This window comes from Sodalis sp. RH14 (assembly GCF_047324285.1).
GTDB lineage: Bacteria > Pseudomonadota > Gammaproteobacteria > Enterobacterales > Enterobacteriaceae > Acerihabitans.
Genome location: NZ_CP178739.1, coordinates 2,768,500 through 2,785,844, shown reverse-complemented (window position 1 = coordinate 2,785,844; position 17,345 = coordinate 2,768,500). Strand labels below are relative to the sequence as shown.

The 17,345-nt window shown below is 62.6% G+C and carries 20 protein-coding genes; 10 read left to right on the top strand and 10 right to left on the bottom strand.

The genetic code is table 11. The features are described 5' to 3' along the window. The first annotated feature begins 8 nt into the window (after positions 1 to 8). Positions 9 to 974, top strand: a complete 966-nt coding sequence (gene rlmF, locus ACL2XQ_RS12750; protein ID WP_413740520.1) for a 23S rRNA (adenine(1618)-N(6))-methyltransferase RlmF — start codon at positions 9 to 11, stop codon at positions 972 to 974. A gap of 87 nt (positions 975 to 1,061) precedes the next feature. Here rlmF and nifA read toward each other — a convergent pair whose 3' ends face one another. Then, the gene (nifA, locus tag ACL2XQ_RS12745; RefSeq protein ID WP_410014922.1) at positions 1,062 to 2,645 is read right to left on the bottom strand and encodes a nif-specific transcriptional activator NifA; all 1,584 of its coding nucleotides are present in this window, start codon (positions 2,643 to 2,645) and stop codon (positions 1,062 to 1,064) included. Next, on the bottom strand, positions 2,642 to 4,153 hold the full coding sequence (locus ACL2XQ_RS12740; RefSeq protein WP_410014921.1) for a PAS domain S-box protein: 1,512 nt from the start codon (positions 4,151 to 4,153) through the stop codon (positions 2,642 to 2,644). The genes nifA and ACL2XQ_RS12740 overlap by 4 nt, the downstream gene beginning before the upstream one ends. Positions 4,154 to 4,492: 339 nt before the next feature. On the opposite strand from ACL2XQ_RS12740, the gene rsxA reads away from it, so the two are divergent. The 8 genes from rsxA (at position 4,493) to ACL2XQ_RS12700 (ending at position 10,318) form a co-directional block, all read left to right on the top strand. Continuing rightward, positions 4,493 to 5,071, top strand: coding sequence for an electron transport complex subunit RsxA (rsxA, locus tag ACL2XQ_RS12735; protein ID WP_162365699.1), 579 nt, complete (start codon positions 4,493 to 4,495; stop codon positions 5,069 to 5,071). 10 nt (positions 5,072 to 5,081) lie between these two features. Further along, positions 5,082 to 5,624, top strand: coding sequence for an RnfABCDGE type electron transport complex subunit B (locus ACL2XQ_RS12730; RefSeq protein WP_413740446.1), 543 nt, complete (start codon positions 5,082 to 5,084; stop codon positions 5,622 to 5,624). Beyond that, positions 5,617 to 7,065 carry an electron transport complex subunit RsxC gene (gene rsxC, locus ACL2XQ_RS12725; protein WP_410014919.1) on the top strand — a complete coding sequence of 483 codons (1,449 nt, stop codon included), beginning with the start codon at positions 5,617 to 5,619 and terminating at the stop codon, positions 7,063 to 7,065. The genes ACL2XQ_RS12730 and rsxC overlap by 8 nt, the downstream gene beginning before the upstream one ends. Further along, positions 7,059 to 8,036: an RnfABCDGE type electron transport complex subunit D gene (locus tag ACL2XQ_RS12720; protein WP_410014918.1), complete on the top strand. Its 978-nt coding sequence runs from the start codon at positions 7,059 to 7,061 to the stop codon at positions 8,034 to 8,036. Before rsxC ends, ACL2XQ_RS12720 begins: the two co-directional genes overlap by 7 nt. Further along, complete coding sequence (rsxG, locus tag ACL2XQ_RS12715; RefSeq protein WP_413740445.1) at positions 8,033 to 8,698, top strand: electron transport complex subunit RsxG; 666 nt, start codon at positions 8,033 to 8,035, stop codon at positions 8,696 to 8,698. Before ACL2XQ_RS12720 ends, rsxG begins: the two co-directional genes overlap by 4 nt. After that, positions 8,695 to 9,399 carry an electron transport complex subunit E gene (locus ACL2XQ_RS12710; RefSeq protein ID WP_413740444.1) on the top strand — a complete coding sequence of 235 codons (705 nt, stop codon included), beginning with the start codon at positions 8,695 to 8,697 and terminating at the stop codon, positions 9,397 to 9,399. Before rsxG ends, ACL2XQ_RS12710 begins: the two co-directional genes overlap by 4 nt. Beyond that, the gene (locus tag ACL2XQ_RS12705; RefSeq protein WP_410014915.1) at positions 9,399 to 9,659 is read left to right on the top strand and encodes an RnfH family protein; all 261 of its coding nucleotides are present in this window, start codon (positions 9,399 to 9,401) and stop codon (positions 9,657 to 9,659) included. Before ACL2XQ_RS12710 ends, ACL2XQ_RS12705 begins: the two co-directional genes overlap by 1 nt. A 131-nt stretch (positions 9,660 to 9,790) precedes the next feature. Further along, positions 9,791 to 10,318: a flavodoxin gene (locus tag ACL2XQ_RS12700; protein ID WP_413740443.1), complete on the top strand. Its 528-nt coding sequence runs from the start codon at positions 9,791 to 9,793 to the stop codon at positions 10,316 to 10,318. Here the strand turns inward: ACL2XQ_RS12700 and ACL2XQ_RS12695 are convergent. The 3 genes from ACL2XQ_RS12695 to ACL2XQ_RS12685 all read right to left on the bottom strand — a co-directional run bounded on the left by ACL2XQ_RS12695 (position 10,315) and on the right by ACL2XQ_RS12685 (position 12,141). Beyond that, entirely contained in the window at positions 10,315 to 10,638 is a 324-nt protein-coding gene (locus ACL2XQ_RS12695) for a PTS sugar transporter subunit IIB (RefSeq protein ID WP_410014913.1), read from the bottom strand. The genes ACL2XQ_RS12700 and ACL2XQ_RS12695 overlap by 4 nt on opposite strands. Positions 10,639 to 10,787: 149 nt before the next feature. Continuing rightward, positions 10,788 to 11,411 (bottom strand): pyridoxamine 5'-phosphate oxidase family protein, encoded by a 624-nt coding sequence (locus ACL2XQ_RS12690; protein WP_410014912.1) that lies wholly within the window; start codon positions 11,409 to 11,411, stop codon positions 10,788 to 10,790. Positions 11,412 to 11,481: 70 nt separating this feature from the next. Continuing rightward, positions 11,482 to 12,141, bottom strand: coding sequence for an O-methyltransferase (locus ACL2XQ_RS12685; protein ID WP_413740442.1), 660 nt, complete (start codon positions 12,139 to 12,141; stop codon positions 11,482 to 11,484). Positions 12,142 to 12,247: 106 nt separating this feature from the next. Here ACL2XQ_RS12685 and ACL2XQ_RS12680 point away from each other — a divergent pair, with 106 nt between their 5' ends. Further along, positions 12,248 to 13,150, top strand: a complete 903-nt coding sequence (locus ACL2XQ_RS12680) for a LysR substrate-binding domain-containing protein (protein WP_413740441.1) — start codon at positions 12,248 to 12,250, stop codon at positions 13,148 to 13,150. Between the two features lie 60 nt (positions 13,151 to 13,210). Here the strand turns inward: ACL2XQ_RS12680 and nifM are convergent, their stop codons facing one another. From nifM to nifS, 5 genes are all read right to left on the bottom strand, one after another. Then, positions 13,211 to 14,068 carry a nitrogen fixation protein NifM gene (nifM, locus tag ACL2XQ_RS12675; RefSeq protein ID WP_413722946.1) on the bottom strand — a complete coding sequence of 286 codons (858 nt, stop codon included), beginning with the start codon at positions 14,066 to 14,068 and terminating at the stop codon, positions 13,211 to 13,213. 81 nt (positions 14,069 to 14,149) lie between these two features. Next, positions 14,150 to 14,593, bottom strand: a complete 444-nt coding sequence (locus ACL2XQ_RS12670) for a nitrogen fixation protein NifZ (protein ID WP_410014907.1) — start codon at positions 14,591 to 14,593, stop codon at positions 14,150 to 14,152. Continuing rightward, the gene (locus ACL2XQ_RS12665) at positions 14,590 to 14,949 is read right to left on the bottom strand and encodes a nitrogenase-stabilizing/protective protein NifW (RefSeq protein WP_410014906.1); all 360 of its coding nucleotides are present in this window, start codon (positions 14,947 to 14,949) and stop codon (positions 14,590 to 14,592) included. The genes ACL2XQ_RS12670 and ACL2XQ_RS12665 overlap by 4 nt, the downstream gene beginning before the upstream one ends. A 1-nt stretch (position 14,950) precedes the next feature. Beyond that, positions 14,951 to 16,111, bottom strand: coding sequence for a homocitrate synthase (gene nifV / locus ACL2XQ_RS12660; protein ID WP_413722947.1), 1,161 nt, complete (start codon positions 16,109 to 16,111; stop codon positions 14,951 to 14,953). An 18-nt stretch (positions 16,112 to 16,129) separates the two neighbouring features. Then, on the bottom strand, positions 16,130 to 17,338 hold the full coding sequence (gene nifS / locus ACL2XQ_RS12655) for a cysteine desulfurase NifS (RefSeq protein WP_410014904.1): 1,209 nt from the start codon (positions 17,336 to 17,338) through the stop codon (positions 16,130 to 16,132). Positions 17,339 to 17,345 lie beyond the last annotated feature (7 nt).

Sequence of the window (17,345 nt, the reverse complement as noted above, 5' to 3'; positions counted from 1 at the left end):
AATTTATGATGGAAAAAAAGAAGACCTTCCCGCAGCAGAAAAATCACCTGCATCCGCGCAACCGTCATCGTTCACGCTATGATTTCACCGCGTTGATAGCCAGCCTTCCGGCGCTGGAACCCTTTGTCAAACCCAACGCCTGGGACGATATTTCAGTGGATTTCGCCGATCCCAATGCGGTAAAAATGCTTAATCGCGCGCTGCTTAAGCATTATTACGGCATCGAGCATTGGGATATTCCCGCCAATTATCTCTGTCCGCCGATCCCGGGGCGCGCCGACTATCTGCATTATCTCGCGGATCTGCTGGCGGAAAGCAACGGCGGGGAGATTCCCACCGGCAAGGGTGTGGCCGTGCTGGATATCGGCATCGGCGCCAACTGCATTTATCCCATTATCGGCCAGCGCGAATACGGCTGGCGCTTTACCGGTACGGAAAACGATCCCCTGTCGCTGAACGCGGCGAAAATGATCGTCAGCATGAACCCGACGCTTAAAAACAGCGTGCGGTTGCGCCAGCAAAAAGACAGTAACGCCATCCTTGACGGCATGATCAGTATTGCCGAGCGTTTTGACGTCACCCTGTGCAACCCGCCGTTTCATGCCTCGGAGGAAGAAGCGATCGCCAGCACGCGGCGTAAATTGCATAAGCTGGGCAAAGGCGAGGTGGCCGCCAAGCCGGTGCAGAACTTTGGCGGCAAAAGCAGCGAACTCTGGTGCGAAGGCGGTGAACTGGCGTTTGTCGGCAAAATGGTGGCGGAGAGCGTGGGCAAAAGCAAAAATTGCCTGTGGTTTACCTCGCTGATTTCCAAGCACACGACGCTGCCGCCGCTCTATGAGGCCCTAAAGCAGGCCGGGGCCGCCGACGTGCGCACCGTGGAAATGGCCCAGGGCCAGAAAATCAGCCGCTTTATCGCCTGGACCTTCCATGACGCGCAACAGCGCGCGCAATGGGCCGCCGAACGCTGGCACTGATGCCGTCGTCGTACTGGCCTGCGGGCAAACGGCCCGCCCTGGCCCGTGAGCATCCCCTTTGTGCCCGCCGACACGTCGCCGTACCGCTTACAAACGGTGCATATTGATATTGAGGATCTGGATGCGATAGGCGACCTGGCGCGGAGTCATGCCCAGCAACCGCGCCGCCTTGGCCTGCACCCAGCCTGATTTTTCCAGCGCCGCGATAAGCTTTTGCCGATCGTCCATATCGCTATCCCCCGGCGCCTCCGCATGCGGCGCGGGCGCCATGCCGCGTGGTATCGCCGCCGGCGCCATGGCGGACGCCTCGCTGTGGTTGAACAGGATCACGTCGCGATCGATAAGCCCTTCTTCCGACATTACCGACGCCCGCTCCAGACAGTTTTCCAGTTCACGCACATTGCCCGGCCAGCCATACCCCATCAGCAGGCGCAGCGCGCCGTCGCTGATGCGCAGGTCCCGTCCCTGCTTTGCCGCCAGCTTGGCGATCAGGAACTGGGCCAGACCGACGATATCGTCCTGGCGCTCGCGCAGGGGCGGCAGGTTAATAGGCATTACGTTAAGCCGATAGTACAGATCCTCGCGAAAGCGCCCCGCGCGCACCTCTTCCTCCAGGTTGCGGTTGGTGGCGGCGATGATACGCACGTTGACCTTAATGGTGGTATCGCCTCCCACGCGCTCCATTTCGCCTTCCTGCAAAATGCGCAGCAGCTTGGCCTGGAACGACGCGCTGCTCTCGCCGATTTCATCCAGGAACAGCGTGCCGCCGTCGGCCAGCTCGAACCGGCCTTTGCGCTGGCGCACCGCGCCGGTAAAGGCGCCCTTTTCATGGCCGAACAGTTCGCTTTCCAGCAGGTTGTCCGGCAACGCCGCGCAGTTAAACTTCACGAACGGCTCAAGGGTGCGCGGCGAGTTGTAATGAATGGCGTTGGCAATCAGCTCTTTGCCGGTGCCGCTTTCGCCGCGCACCAGCACGGTGGTATCCCATTTCGCCACCTGGCGGATCACGTCGAAAATCTGGCGCATCGGCTGGCTGTTGCCTACCATGTTGTCAAAGCCGTACTGATGCTTGACCTTGCGGCGCAGGGTGTCGCGTTCCTGGCGCAAGGCCTCGGTCTCGACGCTCATATGGCCGACCAGGCGCACGGTCTGGCAAATCAGATTGGCCACCATTTCCAGAAAGCGGGTGCTGGCCGGCAGCCGATCCTCATGCAGTTCCATCGGCTGCGCCGCCAGCACGCCCAGCGGCACCCCGTCCGGTCCCGGTATCGGCACGCAAATAAACGGCAGCCCGTAATCATACAGGTTCAGCCGGTCGAGAAAGCGCGGGTCGTCGGACACGCGCGGCAGCACCAGCGAACGCTGCTGGCTCATCACCGTGCCCAGAATGCCTTCGCCGATGCGATAACGGACATTCTTGCATCCTTTCACCACCTCGGTATCGGCGCCATACAGCGCTTCGATAAACAGGGCGCTGCGGGATTTGTCAAACAGGCACACCATGCCGTACTGCATATAGGCGTGTTCATACAAGGCCTGGATCATGGCCTCCAGGGTCTGTCCCAGGTCAAGTGAACGGCTGAGCGCCACGCTTATTTTATGCAGCGCGGTAAACTGCTGGGAAAGATCAAAACGCCGTGAAGCCTGCGTGGGAGTGGGGAATTGGCTCATTTTGATTCTCCTGTCATCACCGGACGCCGGAATGGCATAGCGGGCAGCGGCAGGCGCAGGGTCAATAAGGTCCCGCCCTCCGCGTGGATATGAAGATCGATCATGCCCTGATGGTTGCCGATCAGGGTTTGTATCAGCCGCAGCTCCATACCGTGCCCCGGCAGGGTAAAGGTTTGCGCCGGCACGGCGTTTTGCACCGGATGCAGGGACAGATTGTCCTGAAGCGCAAAAAAGAACGCATTATCCTGCGTGTAGGCATGCAGGGTCAGGAGCAGCGGCGAGGCCGGACGTTCACCGGCGAGGATCAGGCAGCGGTCTAGCCACAGGCTTAACGACGCCAGAATCTGGTGGCGCTGTCCGTAGCCCAGCAGCACTTCCGGTTCGCACCGCCATTGCAGTTCGCCCAGTGAGCGGATGCGCGGCAGGTACAGATCGGTCAAATCCTGCAGCAGATCGCCTATCGACCAGAAATCGCTTTCTTCTTGTTCCAGGGACGGCCGGCAAGCCTGCAGCCGCGCCAGCGCCTGCTGCCCTTCCTGCCAGGCGGCGTCCAGCCCGGGATGCACCAGGCCGGCGGGGCTCAGGCGGCGCGCGGCGGCCAGCATATTCAGCGGACCGCTTAACTGTACCATCGCCGCGTCCAGTGATTCGCGGATTGCCGCCAGCAGTTTGCCGGAGACCAATTTCTGCTTAAGCTGGTCCAGCCGTTGCTGCGCGCGCTGTCGCTGCCGTTCGCTGTCATCAATCAGGGTCACCAGGGTACGCGGCGGCGCGATATCGGAAAAATAACGGCTGACCTCTTCATTAACTTCCGACAGCGGCCAGATACTCAGCCCGAATACCCGCGGCACGCCGCCGATATGCACGGTAACGCGCTCGCCGGACGCCAGCCGCGCTTTATTTTCCGGATACCCCATTTCCGCCAGCAGTTCCCGGCCGCCGTAGTCGGCGCACAGTGTTTTATAGGCCAGGTTGTCCATCACGATGGCGTCATGTTCGTCCAGCACCACCACCGGCGCCGGCACGTTGTTCAATACCGCGGCGATCAGGGACATCTGGTTGCGCAGGCGCTGCATCAGGGCGTAGCTGTCGGAGATGTCCTTATGCATGCCGAGGAAATGCTCGATCTGGCCGTCGGGGCTGAAAATGGGCGATATGCTGACCTCGGCCAGGTACAGGCTGCCGTTCTTGCGCTGGTTAATCAACTGCCCGACCCAGGGCAAACCCTGGATGAGGGTGCTCCACATTTCCTGGTAATGTTTTTTCGGCGTCTGGCGGCTGGCCAATATATTGTGGTTCACCCCGGTCAGCTCAGGTTCGTCATAACCGGTCAATTGCCGGAACGCCAGATTGGTATAAACGATGCGCGCGTTGGGATCGGTTATCGAAATCGCCACCGACGACTGTTCCACCGCCGTATAAAACAGCCCGGGACGCAATGTTGACAACGCCGGGGCACAAACGGGGGTAGCTATCAACGATGCATCATCAAATAAAGGAATACGCATAACCTCTCCTGCGGGTCGGGATAAAAACAGGCTGTGCGATTCACGACAATTTGTCTGATCTTCCGACAGGATGATGTGAACCGCAGTAACCCGATAAATTGTGCAAGATTAATACCGCATGTTGAAAAACCGGCGAAAACCTTGATCTGAACAGGGGTTTTGCGGCCAAAAAAGGCCGCCGGCGCCCATCATCATCCCCCTGCCGCGCCCCGGCCGGCGGCGGCGCGCGCCGTTATGATCCCTTTACTGCACCGTATTTGCCCATTTTTTGCCCAGCCCACATTGGCACAGCTTTCGCAATACCCCCTATGAACAGGTATCGCGTCGTCGGGGATCCGAATGAAAGAAATATTGCTGATAGTGCTGGCCAACGGCCTGGTGAACAACATCGTGCTCGCGCGCTTTCTCGGCCTGTGCTCCTTTATGGGCGTCACCAATAAAGTGGATTCGGCGTTGGGCATGTCGATGGCCACCACCTTTGTCATCACCCTGTCCGCCGGCCTGGGGTGGGTTATCTATCACTGGATCCTGGTGCCGCTGGGCATGGAATATTTACGCCTGCTGTCGCTGATTATGGTGATTGCCTCGCTGGTACAGCTGCTGGAGCTGTTTATCGCCAAACAAAGCCCGGCGCTGTACCGCACGCTGGGCATCTTCCTGCCGCTTATCACCACCAACTGCGCGGTGCTGGGCGTGGCGCTGCTGGTGCTGGACGACAATCTGAGTTTCCTGCACAGCGTGGTCTTCGGCTTCAGTTCGTCGCTGGGATATTCGCTGGTGATGGTGATTTTCTCCGGCCTGCGCGAGCGCCAGGGCAACGCGTCGCCGCCGCTGGTGTTTCGCGGCGCGCCGATTAACTTTATTACCGCCGGCATACTGGCGCTGGCGTTTACCGGCTTCGCCGGGCTGGCCGGATAAGGAGAACAGCGTGGAGAGTATCTTACCGGTGCTGGCGGTTCCCGCCATCGGCACCCTGATCGGTTACCTGCTGGGATATGCCGCCATCTATTTTAAGGTGGAAAAAGATCCGCGCATCGAAGCGGTCATCGCCCTGCTGCCCAACGGCCAGTGCGGCCAGTGCGGTTTTCCCGGCTGCGCCCAGGCCGCCGGCGCCATGGTGCGCAGCGAAGCGCCGGTCGGCGCCTGTACGCCGGGCGGGGCGGCGCTGGCGAAACGCATCGCCTTGCTGTTGGATCGGCCGGCGGACGACGGCGCCGAAAGCGTACCGCAGGTGGCGGTGATCGACGCCCAGGCCTGCGACGGCTGCGGCCGCTGCCAGAAAAAGTGTAATTTCGACGCTATTATCGGCGCGACGCGGCAACAGCACGGCATCCTGGGCGATGATTGCACCGGCTGCGCCGCCTGTCTCGCCGTCTGCCCGCGGCAGGCCATCGCGCTGCGGGCCGACCCGCAGCTCACCCCATCGGCCGCAAAACCCCGTTTTGACGTCCGGGAGGCATCCTATGTTTAGCGCCCGCTTAAAACCCCACGGCGGCATCCGCCCCTATAGCCATAAATCCCTGACCCGCGATATCGCCATTCGCCCGCTGGTCATGCCGCGCCAGCTGATTATCCCGCTGCGCCAGCATACCGGGCCGGCGGCGGTGCCGCTGGTCGCCTTGGGTGACAGCGTCACCGCAGGCCAGCGGATCGCCGAGGCGCGCGAAAGAATGTCCGCGCCGGTACACACCGCACTGGCCGGCGTGGTCACCCGCATCGTTGAAGGCGAACAAGGCGCGGTTACCGTCAACGTGTCCGCCGACCAGCCGGCGGCACCCCGCCTGCTGGCCGCCGCCGGCCTGGACGAAGCGCAGGCCATGCTGTCGCTGATTGAACAGGCCGGCATTGTCGGCATGGGGGGCGCCATGTTCCCGGCCGCCGATAAAATACGCATGAGCCTGCGTTATCCCATTGAAACCCTTATCGTCAACGGCGGCGAATGCGAGCCTTATCTCACCACCGACGATCGTTTAATGCGTGAGCAGGCGGAATTTATCATCGGCGGCATCCGCTACCTGCAGGCCATAACCCACGCCAGGCAGGTTTATATCGGCATCGAGGATAATAAAACCGAGGCCATCGCCCGACTGGACGCGCTGTGCCGGCAGGAAGAGCATATCGAGGTGGTGATCCTACCCTCGCTCTATCCCATCGGTTCGGCCAAACAAATGATAGAAGCGGTGACCGGGCGCCAGATTCCGCAAAACCGCCGTTCCACCGAAATGGGCGTGCTGGTGCAAAATGTCGGCACCTGTATCGCCATCTTCCACGCCATCCGTTTCGGCAAACCGGTTACCCACCGGGTCATTACCGTCAGCGGCCGCGCCATTGAACAGCCGGCCAATCTGCTGGTGCCCATCGGCACGACGATTAAGGATATCATCAGCCAGTGCGGCGGCCTGAAATCCCAGCCGGCGCGCATGGTGCTCGGCGGACCGATGATGGGCCGGGCGGTGGAATCGCTGGATACGCCCATCACCAAAGGCACCAGCGGGCTGCTGCTGCTTAACGGCGACGAATTGCCGCAAACCCGCCCCAGCGCCTGCCTGCGCTGCGGCCGTTGCCTGGATGCCTGCCCGATGAGCCTGGCGCCGCAGGCCATGTTTGCCGAACTGAAAAACGACGGTTTCGCCAAGGCCCGGCAGCAAGGACTGGATGCCTGCCTGTTGTGCGGATCCTGCGCGTATGTCTGCCCGGCGGCGCTGCCGTTGACGCAGTTTTTCGACTGGGGTCAGCAGCAGTTGCGTCTTATCAAGCGCCAGGAAGACAAGCTGGAGCGCACCCGGCACAACAGCGCCAAACGTCAGGAACGCCTGGCGCGGGAAGCCGCCGATAAAGCGGCCGCCCAGGCGGCGAAACCCGCCAGGCGCGCCAGGCGCGCCGCACCGCCCTCGGAGGAAACACCATGTTAACCGCGCCACATGCCCATCAGGGACTCAGCGTCGACCGGCTGATGTACCGGGTCAATATTTCCCTGTTCCCGGTCGTGATCCTGGCCTTTTTGCAATTTGGCGCCCAGTCGGTCCTGCTGATTTTTTGCTGCCTGCTGACCGCGCTTATCTGTGAGGCCCTGTGCCTGAAACTCAATCCGGCGGCCCAGGGTCATACCTTCGACGGCGCCGCCATTCTCACGGCGCTTATCCTGGCGCTGAGCCTGCCGCCCCATGCGCCGCTGTGGCTGGGCGCTTTCGGCAGCGCGGTGGCGATTATCTTCGGCAAACATATCTACGGCGGCCTGGGGCAAAACCTGTTTAACCCCGCCATGCTGGCGCGGGTGGTATTGCTGATCGCCTTCCCGGTGGAGATGACCCGTTGGGTCAGTCCCGCCGCCTTTTACAACGGCGCCTTTTACCACCTGGGCGTGGACGGCATGACCGGCGCCACCCTGCTGGGCGGCTTCAAGGAAAGCGGCCGCGCCCATCTGGAGCTGCTGTCCAACCTGCTGGGCAACCGCAGCGGCAGCCTGGGCGAAACCTCGTCGCTGCTGCTGCTGCTCGGCGGGCTGTGGCTTATTCAGCAGCGGGTATTCAGCTGGCATATCCCGGTGGCGACCCTGCTGGGATGCCTGGTCCCCGGCCTTATCCACTGGCTGATCGCGCCGGCGGGCATCGTGCCGCCCCTGGCCCAGCTCACCAGCGGCGGGCTGCTGCTCGGGGCGTTTTATATCCTTACCGATCCGGTCACCGGTCCGGGCAGCGTGCGCGGCCGGCTGATCTACGGCCTGCTGGCGGGGTTTATCACCTATTGCATCCGCGCCTTCGGCAATTTCCCCGAGGGTATGGCTTTCGCCGTGCTGCTGGTGAATGCGGTCACGCCCCTGATTGACAACTATACCCAGCCGAAGGCCTACGGCTACGTGGGCGGCAAGGAGAAATCATCATGAGCAATCTGCCTGGCCGCGCGGCGGCGCACTACCTGCCGGCGCGGGAAAGCCCGTTTACCCAGGGGTTTTTACTGGGATCCTTTACCCTGATCGTTTGTCTGCTGGTGGCCGGCTGCTGGTGGCTGACCCACGAACAGATCGTGCAGCGCGAAAAGGAGGATACCCAGGCCATGCTGTCGCAGGTGTTCCCCGCCAGTCATTATGACAACGCATTGGCGGACGCGCAGCGAAGCCTGGTTATCGACGGCCGGACGGTGAGTTTTTTCCGCGCCAGCCTCAACGGGCAACCCAGCGGCATCGTCATGACCAGCGAAACCCAGGGCTACGGCGGCCCGATCCAGCTGCTGACCGGCATTGACGCCAAGGGCGCCATCACCGGCGTCAGGGTGATTAGCCATAAGGAAACCCCGGGCCTGGGCGACGCCATCGAGCTCGGCCATAGCCCGTGGATCCGCAGCTTTGACGGCAAGTCGCTGACTAATCTTACCGAGCAGCAGTGGCATGTCAAAAAAGACGGCGGTCAGTTTGACGCCTTTACCGGCGCCACCATCACGCCGCGCGCCGTGGTCAAGGGCGTGCATGAAAACCTGGTGCTGTATCGTGAAAAACAGGCGGAATTCTTGGGCGGCCAAGGCGCGCCGGAAAACGGGGGGAACGAATGATGAGTGAAAACAGCCAGCCGCAGCTGCGGGATATTTTGACCTCCGGCATATGGACCAATAACGTCACCTTTGTGCAAATCCTCGGGCTGTGCCCGCTGATGGCCATCACCACCACCGCCACCAACGGGCTGGGCCTGGGCCTGATGACCGCCATGGTATTGGCCTGCTCCAATTTTATCGTCTCGGCGCTGCGCAAGGTCACGCCCAACCAGATCCGTATTCCGGTCTACATTTCCATTATCGCGTCGCTGGTGACCATTCTCGATCTGACCATGAATGCCTGGATGCACGATTTGCATAAGGTCATGGGGCTGTTTATTCCGCTGATTGTCGCCAACTGCGCCCTGCTTGGGCGGGCGGAAGCATTTGCCGCCCACCATAAAATTATACCGGCGGCGCTGGACGGCCTGGCCACCGGACTGGGGTTTACCCTGGGCCTGACCAGCGTCGGCGCGGTACGCGAGATCCTCGGCAGCGGCACGCTGTTCAGCGGCGCCACCCTGCTGCTCGGTCCCCATTTTCATTTTCTCGAACTGCATTTGCTGCCCGGCTACCGCGGCTTTTTGCTGATGCTGCTGCCGCCCGGCGGGTTTGTGGTGATGGGCATGCTGCTCAGCGGCATCCGTCTGGTAAAGCGCCTGACCAGCCGGGAAAGCGCATCGCTTAAACTTGCCCGTCAACCCAGCGGAGGTTGTCACTGATGAAATTTTCCGTGGCTCACGTCAACGGCGCGCAGGGCCGCTGTATTGAAATGAAACTCGATGCGCCGGTCACGGTGCGCCAGGCCATTCTGGCCTCGCCGCTGCCGCAGCTGTTTCCTTATCTTGACCCGGATACGCACCGCATCGGCATCTACGGCCGGCTGTGCCCGCCGGATACGCAGGTCGGCGAAGGCGATCGGGTGGAGATTTATTTACCGGCGACGCGCCGCGCCGAAGATGATGAAGATGAGCAGGATTAACGCCGGCCGGGATCATCCTCTGGTGCAAGGCACGTTATCCGCCCGGCGCCCGCTCCCGGCGGGGTGCGTCGGGGCGCGGGTTATCCGGCCAGGGCTTTTTTTGGCAAAGTTAACAATTGGGGAACATTCTTATGGCTAAGATCGGCATTTTTTTTGGTACCGACACCGGCAAAACCCGCAAGATCGCCAAGCTGATCCATCAGCAGTTTGACGGCGAGGCGGACGAACCGAAAAACATCAACCGCGCCACCCTTGAGGATCTGCTCGCCTACCCGGTACTGATCCTCGGCACGCCGACGCTGGCCGACGGCCAGTTGCCGGGCCTGGACGCGGAATGCCAGAGCGAATCCTGGGCGGAATTCGCCGATACCCTGGCGCAGGCGGATTTAAGCGGCAAAACCGTGGCGCTGTTCGGCCTGGGCGACCAGGAGGCCTATCCGGATAATTTCGTCAGCGCCATGGGTGAGCTTTACGATATCGTCGCGGACGCGGGCGCCAACGTCGTCGGCGCCTGGCCCCGGGAAGGCTATGTCTTCAGCGCGTCGGCGGCGCTGGAAGGCGACGAATTCGTCGGACTGGCGCTGGACCAGGATAACCAGGCCGACCTGAGCGCCGATCGGGTGGCAACCTGGGTCAGCCTGGTGAAAGCCGCGCTCTAGACCGCCGGGGTCGACTCGTCCAGCATCACCAGGGCGTCGTGCAGGATTTTCTCCACGTCCATCATGCCGTAGTCAATGCTGCGGATAATGGCGACGGGCTTGGACGGCGAGTTGTAGATGCCGACGATTTCATTCAGTTTGTACTGAATATGCGGTCCCAGCAGCAGGCAGTCGTAGTCGGCGCAGGTATCGCCGATATGCTCCAGATCGACAAAGCTGACCTGGACAGCAAGGCCCTTGGCCGCGGCCAGCGCCTGCATCCTGCGGGCCAGCACCGACGAGGAGGTGCCGGAAACGCAGCATAAGAGGATTTTTTTCATGCTTAACCCTTATCTTTATGAGGTTAAGCCTAGTATGCACCGGCGGCCGGGGAAAATTGTGCCTCATCTCCCGAATTACACTTCGGGTTAATCCCGGACCACCGCCCGCCGTGCGGCGTGTCGGCCGCTACGTCCCGTGTGCGGCTGATTCAGTAAAGCGTCTTTTTCAGCCGGTCCGGCAAGGCCTGGTCGTAGGCGTCGCCATCAATGCCGGCGTTGGAAATCGCTTTCAGCACCGCCCCCGCGCTGGGCAGCCTGTCGCGCGCGATTTGCGTGGCGGGATCCCACAGGCGCGCGCGGATGACGGCGCGGCTGCATTGGAAGAACACGCTTTGCACCCTGATGCGCAGCACCGTGCGCGGCGGGTTGCCCGCCATGGCGAAACGCGCCAGCAGCGCCGGTTCAACGCTGATGTCGGCCGTGCCGTTGACCCGCAGCGTTTCGCCGATGCCCGGGATCAGGAATAATAACGCGACGCGCGGGTCCTCGACGATGTTCCTGAGGCTATCGATGCGGTTATTGCCGCGCCGGTCGGGCAAGAGCAGCGTGCGGCTGTCCTCGATATGAACAAATCCGGCCGGATCGCCGCGCGGCGACGCATCCAGGCCGCTGCCGCCCGCCGTTGCCAGCACCGCGAACGGCGCGGCTTCGATAAACGGCCGGTAGGCCGGATGAAGATAATCCGTTTCCTTGACAATCGAGGGGGGCGCTACCGCGCCGTATATCGCCTCCAGCTGTGCAGCCGTGGTGAGGCGAAAGTCATCTTGTGGCATAGGTTTCTCCTGCGGGATGCGGGCGCAGCGGTAAAAGCGTCATCCATACCTGGCCCGGGACCCTGACGGCTTAATTGACGATGGAGAGGGAAAACCCGTCCCATCCTTTGCATCCCACGGTTTGCAGGGCTGTCGACGTCAGCTTGATATTAGCAGACAAGGCGGCAAAAAAGCGCCGCACGCCGATCACGCTCGCATCCTGGCTGGCGCTGTCCAGGATGGCGCCGCCGCGGATCACATTATCGGCGATAATGACCGTGCCGGGATGGGACAGACGCAGCGACCAATCCAGGTAAGCCGTATTATTCACCTTATCGGCGTCGATAAAAATCAGGTCGAAAGGGGCCATGTCATCCCAGGCCGCAAGCGTCGCCAGCGCCGGCCCCACCCGCAGGCTGACCCGTGCGCCAAGGCCGGCGCGCTTGAGATTGTCGCGCGCGACGGCCGCATGTTTTTCCTGGCATTCCAGCGTTATCAGCTCGCCGTCCTCAGGCAGCGCCCTTGCCAGCCAAAGGGTGCTGTACCCGCCCAGCGTGCCGATTTCAAGAATCCGCCGCGCCCTGACCATGCGGGCAAATATAAACAGCAGTTTGCCCTGGTTAGGGGCGACATCATGGGGCGGCAGGCCCGCCCGGCGGTTTGCCGCCGCGACCCGCCGCAGGATCGGATCTTCCGGGACCAGCAGGCGGTTAAGATAATCATCCACTGCCTGGCACATTTGTTGTTGCATACGGCCTCCTGTTGTCATTGCACCTTTCTTTTGCATACCACCCTACTTCCTGATTAGATGGCTGTTAATCGACTTTTGCTGACAAGCTAAGTGAGAAAAAATCACCATGAGACGCCGCATCCCCTCACTGAACGCGCTCAAGGCCTTTGAAGCGGCCGGGCGGCTGGGCCTGATGAAATTGGCGGCTGAGGAGCTGTGCGTCACGCACGGCGCCGTCAGCAGGCAGGTTAAACAGCTGGAAAACTGGCTTGGCGTCGCCCTGTTCGCCGGCCCGAAACATGCGCCGACGCTGACGGAGGCGGGATACCGGCTGTTGCCGGCCTTGACCTGCGCCTTTGATCAGGTGGATTTGGCCGTGCAGCAGATTGCGGATACCGATGAGGGCACGCTTGACGTTTCATGTCCCGGCACCTTTACCATGCGCTGGCTGATACCGCGCCTGCATCACTTTAACGCGCATCATCCCCGGGTCGAGGTACGCCTGAACTCGGCGGGCACCTCGGCGGATCCCATCCGGGATAATGTCGACGTGGCGATCAGGGTGGGCCGCGGGCCCTGGCCGCCGGGCGTCGACGTCATCCCTTTGTTCAGCGAGAAATTCGGCCCGGTCCATGCGCCGTCAATCCGGCTTGCCGCCGCAAAGCCATGGCCGGCGGCGCTGTTGCACACGGTTTCCCGGCGCAACGCCTGGTCTGACTGGAGCGCGCGCTCGGGCATCGCCGCAGCCGGTGAAGGCGCGGCCGAGTTCGAGCATTTTTATTTTATGCTGGAAGCGGCTATCGCGGGGCTGGGCGTATCGATATCCCCCTGGCCGCTGGTGGCGGAAGATGTGGCGGCGGGACGACTGATCGCCCCCTTCGGCTTTATCGACAGCGGTCTTGGCTACGTGGCCCTGCGTCGCCAAAAGCAAAACAGCAAGGCCGACATTTTTTGCCGGTGGCTGGAAACCGCAGCGCGGGAGTATGTCGCAGGCGCGCGATCCAGACCGCCGGAGGCGACACAGCCATAACGCCGTGCCACGCGGACCTCCTTGCCGGCCATCGTCTAGTTGCCGGCCCGCCCTGCCGGCTTAGCGCGCCGCCGCCGGCGGCTGGCCGTCCCGCGCCAGCGTTTCCAGCCACTGGCGCTGGTAAGCCTGACGCGCTTTGGCGCGGAGCCGGGTTTCAACGGCATTCATGGCCTCGTCCTGCGGTATCGGCGCGGCCGGGCGGATATCCCGGCAGTAAAGGATATGCAGCCCCATGGGGCTTGTGACAACGTCACTGATATGCCGCGCCGGCAGGGCAAACAGGGTTTCATCAAGGGAAGCATACAACAGGCCGCGGCTGACCCAGCCCAGGTTGCCGCCGTCAAGGGCGGTGGGACATTGCGAATGACGCTGCGCCAGCACGGCGAAGTCGCGCGCGTCGCGGCGCAGGCGCCGGTGCAGGATGGCGATGCGCCGCGCCGCCTGGTCCGGCTGGCAACCCGGCTGCTCTTCATCCACCGTCAGCAGTATATGACTGCATGCGCGCTGCTCCGGACGCATAAAGTTGTCCCGATGGGCGGCGTACCACTGCGCCACGTCCGCCGCCGAAGGCGCCGGGGCCTGTTGCGCCACGTGTTCAAGGACCTTGTCCAGCAGGACTTCATGGGTCATGGCCTCATAGAGGCCCCTGGCGTCCAGCCCTATGGCCGCCAATTGCCGCGGCTGCAGCGCGGCATCGGCCAGGCGCTGATCGAGCTCGGCCACCGCCGCGCGGATATCGTTTTCCGTGGCGCGCAGCCCAAGCGCCCCGGCCAGGTCCACCACCCGGCTTTCAAGCCGCAGCTGGCGGACATAACGCGGCTCGAACTCCGTCAGCCGATCGGCGGTTAATAGCCACGGCGGCGTTTGATACAATGCCAGCGCCAGCTTTAAGCGGGAAAATACCTGCCATGTTTCCATTAGGGTTTCCTGTGGGTTGATGCGTTTGCCCGCGGCGTGTCCTGTGCCGCCGTGGCGCCGTGGCGCCGCCAGGAGCCTGGCTCAGCTTTCGCAGACCCGGGGGGTCAGCGCCACCTCCGGCACCCGGAACAACCTGCCTTCGAACAGCACCACATAGGCCATGGGCTGGACATCGCGGATTTCATCCATAATCTGGCCCACCTGGCCCTCCGTCACCACCGGATCGCCGTTAATCGCCAGCGGCAGCGCGGCGCTCACCCAGTCGCCGAACTGGAATTGCCCGGCAATCCAGGGGGCCGAGCCTGAAATCAGCTCATGCTCGCGACAGCCCACGATGCAGTCCTCCGCGACGAAATGCACCTGATAGATAATCTCATCCTGTAAAAACGTGCCCCATTCCCGCACGTAGCCGATACTGCCCTTGCGGACCAGCTTTTCGCCCCGGGCCTTGCCGGGAAAGGTGCCGTCATTGCGCAGCGATCGGATAACCCGTACCCGATCGCCAAAATCATAGGTCGGTTTCAAGGATGCACCTCCATTAATCCGCTCCAGGGGATAAAACAGCGTTTGTGGCGTTGATACACCGATAGCCCCGACTGCGCCGCCACCTCGCCTTGCAGAAAGTGCCGGTAGCTGTCGTTCAGCAGGCTCCTGGCCAGCGACCAGTACGCCTTGTTTCTGCGCAGTTCACCGGCGTCGCCCGGCGGCAGATCGGCCAGCGGCAGGCTTATCACCCCCGCCAGGCGCTGGTGGAAATCATGCATGATATGCAGGCGTTTCGCGCGGATCACCGCCGGGTCGCAGGGCAGCTCGAAATAAGCGAAAAACGCCTCGGCGGATTCCAGCTCATCAACGCCGGGTAATGTGCTAAACCACTCCATTCTAGCCTCCCGCGCAACGGGCCAAACCGAAGTTCGGTCCGGGCAAAGCGAATAATTCGCTGTAAAGATCGCGCAGCCGCTCGTCGCTTGGAATCTGCTTCCACTCCTCGGCGCGCGCGCGCAAAGCGTGCAGCAGTTGCTCCACCTGGCCGCCGGTAAGCCGGTATCCCAGCTCGCCGTAGATACGCTCGACCGCGTGCCGCCCTGAATGCTTGCCCAGCACCAGGCGGTGGCCGCGCCCCAGCCGGGCCGGATCGATGCTTTGATAGCAGGCGGGATTTTTCAGCAACCCGGCCACGTGGATACCCGATTCATGGGTAAACACCTGTTCCCCCACCAGCGGTTGCTGGGGGTCGATCGGGCGCCGCGCCGCCTGCGCCACCTGCGCGCATAAGCCGGGCAGATGGTCGAGCCGGATACCGGTGTCGACCTGCAGGCAGGCCTCCAGCGCCATCGCCACGCTTTCAAGCGCGGCGTTGCCCGCGCGCTCGCCCAGCCCTGAGACCGTGGTATTGACATGGGTCGCCCCGGCCCGCACCGCCGCCAGGGTGTTGGCGGTCGCCAGCCCCAGGTCGTTATGGGCATGCATTTCGGTTTCGCCGTGCCAGTGACAGCGTAACGCTGTGATGCGTTCAAAGGTCACGAAGGGATCGAGCACGCCCAGCGTGTCGGCAAAGCGCAGCCGCAGCGCGCCGGCGTCGCCGGCCACCAGGGCTATCTGACGCAGTTCCTCGTCGCTGGCGCGCGAGGCGTCCTCGCAGCCGACGCTGACCCGCAGCCCCAAAGTTCGCGCGTAGGCAATATGGCCGGACAGCTCCCGCGCCAGCTGCGGCCAGCCCATATGCAGCTTGTAAGCACGCATCGGCCCGGACGCCGGCAGCGATATATCCACCCAGTCCAGCCCCAGGTCCGCCGACAGCCGGATATCATGGCGGTTCAACCGGCACCAGGACATCAAGGTCTGCCGCGGCAGCGCCCGGCGCACCAGCGCGATGCGCCGGCATTCTTCATCGCCCATCGCCGGCGTGCCGACCTCCAGCTCGCCCGCCCCGGCCCCGGCCAGGGCGCGGGCGATGGCGACCTTTTCCCCGGCGCTGAACGCCACGCCGGGGCTTTGTTCGCCGTCGCGCAGCGTAGTGTCGTTAATCACGATAGCGGTCATCGGCCTGGCTCCCCCGGGTTAACCATAGGTCGGCGCAAAGGCGGCGTTTTCCACCGCTAGCGGACGATCGCCCTGCCAGTACGGCGATAAGGCGCGCAGTTGGGCTATGATCGGCGGCAATTGCTCAATGACATACTCAATCTCTTTTTCGCGGGTATAGCGGGATAGCGAAAAACGGATGGTGCCGTGGGCGGCGGTATACGGAATGCCCATGGCGCGCATCACATGGGACGGCTCCAGGGAACCGGACGTACAGGCGCTGCCGCTGGAGGCGGCGATGCCGACATGGTTTAGCAACAGCAGGATGGCCTCGCCCTCGATATATTCGAAGGCGATATTGACCGTGTTCGGCGTGCGCGGCTGCCCGCCGCCCATCACCAGGGTATGGCCGACGGCGCCGAGAATGCCGTCCTGCAGACGATCGCGCATGCGGGCAATCTCGCTGTCCATCATCGGCAAATGGATATCCGCCAGCGCCGCCGCCGCGCCCATGCCGACAATGCCGGCAATGTTCTCGGTGCCGGCGCGCCGCCCGCGCTCCTGGTGGCCGCCGCGCAGCAACGGCCGGAACCGGGTGCCGCGGCGCAGATAGAGGCAGCCGATCCCCTTGGGACCATGAAATTTATGGCCGGAGCAGGACAGCATATCAATGGCGCTCGCGCCGACGGCCACCGGCAATTTACCCACCGCCTGCACCGCGTCGCAATGGAACAGTATCCCTTGTTCATGGGCAAGCTCGGCCATGGCCGCCACCGGATACACCACGCCGGTTTCGTTATTGGCCCACATCAGGGTAACCAGCGCCACGCGGTCGCTGAGCGCCGCCCGGTAGGCGGCCATATCCAGCGCGCCCTCGCCGTCCACCGGCAGGCGGTGGATCAGGTAGCCCTGCCGTTCCAGGTATTCGCATACCGCAAGCGTCGCGGGATGTTCCACAATGCTGGTAATGATTTCCCGCCGTTCAGGGTAGGCCGCCACCGCCGACAGGATGGCGGTGGACGTGGCCTCGGTGGCGCAGGAGGTAAAAATGATTTCACTGTCGTGGCGCGCGCCCAAAAGGCTCGCCACCTGTTCCCGCGCCTTGGCCAGCGCAATACCCGCGGGCTGGCCGAAATCATGAATCGAGGATGGATTGCCGTAGTGTTCGCTGAGAAACGGCATCATCGCTTCCAGGACCATCGGGTCCAGACGTGTCGTGGCGTTATTATCCAGATAAACAGCTTTCATCGGCTTA

Excerpts from the sequence above, each read along its gene's own strand:
- ACL2XQ_RS12710 (WP_413740444.1), top strand. The coding sequence starts at position 8,695 with ATGATGAGTGAAAACAGCCAGCCGCAGCTGCGGGATATTTTGACCTCC.
- ACL2XQ_RS12705 (WP_410014915.1), top strand. The coding sequence starts at position 9,399 with ATGAAATTTTCCGTGGCTCACGTCAACGGCGCGCAGGGCCGCTGTATT.
- ACL2XQ_RS12680 (WP_413740441.1), top strand. The coding sequence starts at position 12,248 with ATGAGACGCCGCATCCCCTCACTGAACGCGCTCAAGGCCTTTGAAGCG.
- nifS (WP_410014904.1), bottom strand. The coding sequence starts at position 17,338 with ATGAAAGCTGTTTATCTGGATAATAACGCCACGACACGTCTGGACCCG.
- ACL2XQ_RS12700 (WP_413740443.1), top strand. The coding sequence starts at position 9,791 with ATGGCTAAGATCGGCATTTTTTTTGGTACCGACACCGGCAAAACCCGC.
- nifV (WP_413722947.1), bottom strand. The coding sequence starts at position 16,111 with ATGACCGCTATCGTGATTAACGACACTACGCTGCGCGACGGCGAACAA.
- rsxG (WP_413740445.1), top strand. The coding sequence starts at position 8,033 with ATGAGCAATCTGCCTGGCCGCGCGGCGGCGCACTACCTGCCGGCGCGG.
- ACL2XQ_RS12720 (WP_410014918.1), top strand. The coding sequence starts at position 7,059 with ATGTTAACCGCGCCACATGCCCATCAGGGACTCAGCGTCGACCGGCTG.
- nifM (WP_413722946.1), bottom strand. The coding sequence starts at position 14,068 with ATGGAAACATGGCAGGTATTTTCCCGCTTAAAGCTGGCGCTGGCATTG.
- ACL2XQ_RS12685 (WP_413740442.1), bottom strand. The coding sequence starts at position 12,141 with ATGCAACAACAAATGTGCCAGGCAGTGGATGATTATCTTAACCGCCTG.
- rsxA (WP_162365699.1), top strand. The coding sequence starts at position 4,493 with ATGAAAGAAATATTGCTGATAGTGCTGGCCAACGGCCTGGTGAACAAC.
- nifA (WP_410014922.1), bottom strand. The coding sequence starts at position 2,645 with ATGAGCCAATTCCCCACTCCCACGCAGGCTTCACGGCGTTTTGATCTT.
- rlmF (WP_413740520.1), top strand. The coding sequence starts at position 9 with ATGGAAAAAAAGAAGACCTTCCCGCAGCAGAAAAATCACCTGCATCCG.
- ACL2XQ_RS12695 (WP_410014913.1), bottom strand. The coding sequence starts at position 10,638 with ATGAAAAAAATCCTCTTATGCTGCGTTTCCGGCACCTCCTCGTCGGTG.
- rsxC (WP_410014919.1), top strand. The coding sequence starts at position 5,617 with ATGTTTAGCGCCCGCTTAAAACCCCACGGCGGCATCCGCCCCTATAGC.
- ACL2XQ_RS12690 (WP_410014912.1), bottom strand. The coding sequence starts at position 11,411 with ATGCCACAAGATGACTTTCGCCTCACCACGGCTGCACAGCTGGAGGCG.
- ACL2XQ_RS12740 (WP_410014921.1), bottom strand. The coding sequence starts at position 4,153 with ATGCGTATTCCTTTATTTGATGATGCATCGTTGATAGCTACCCCCGTT.
- ACL2XQ_RS12665 (WP_410014906.1), bottom strand. The coding sequence starts at position 14,949 with ATGGAGTGGTTTAGCACATTACCCGGCGTTGATGAGCTGGAATCCGCC.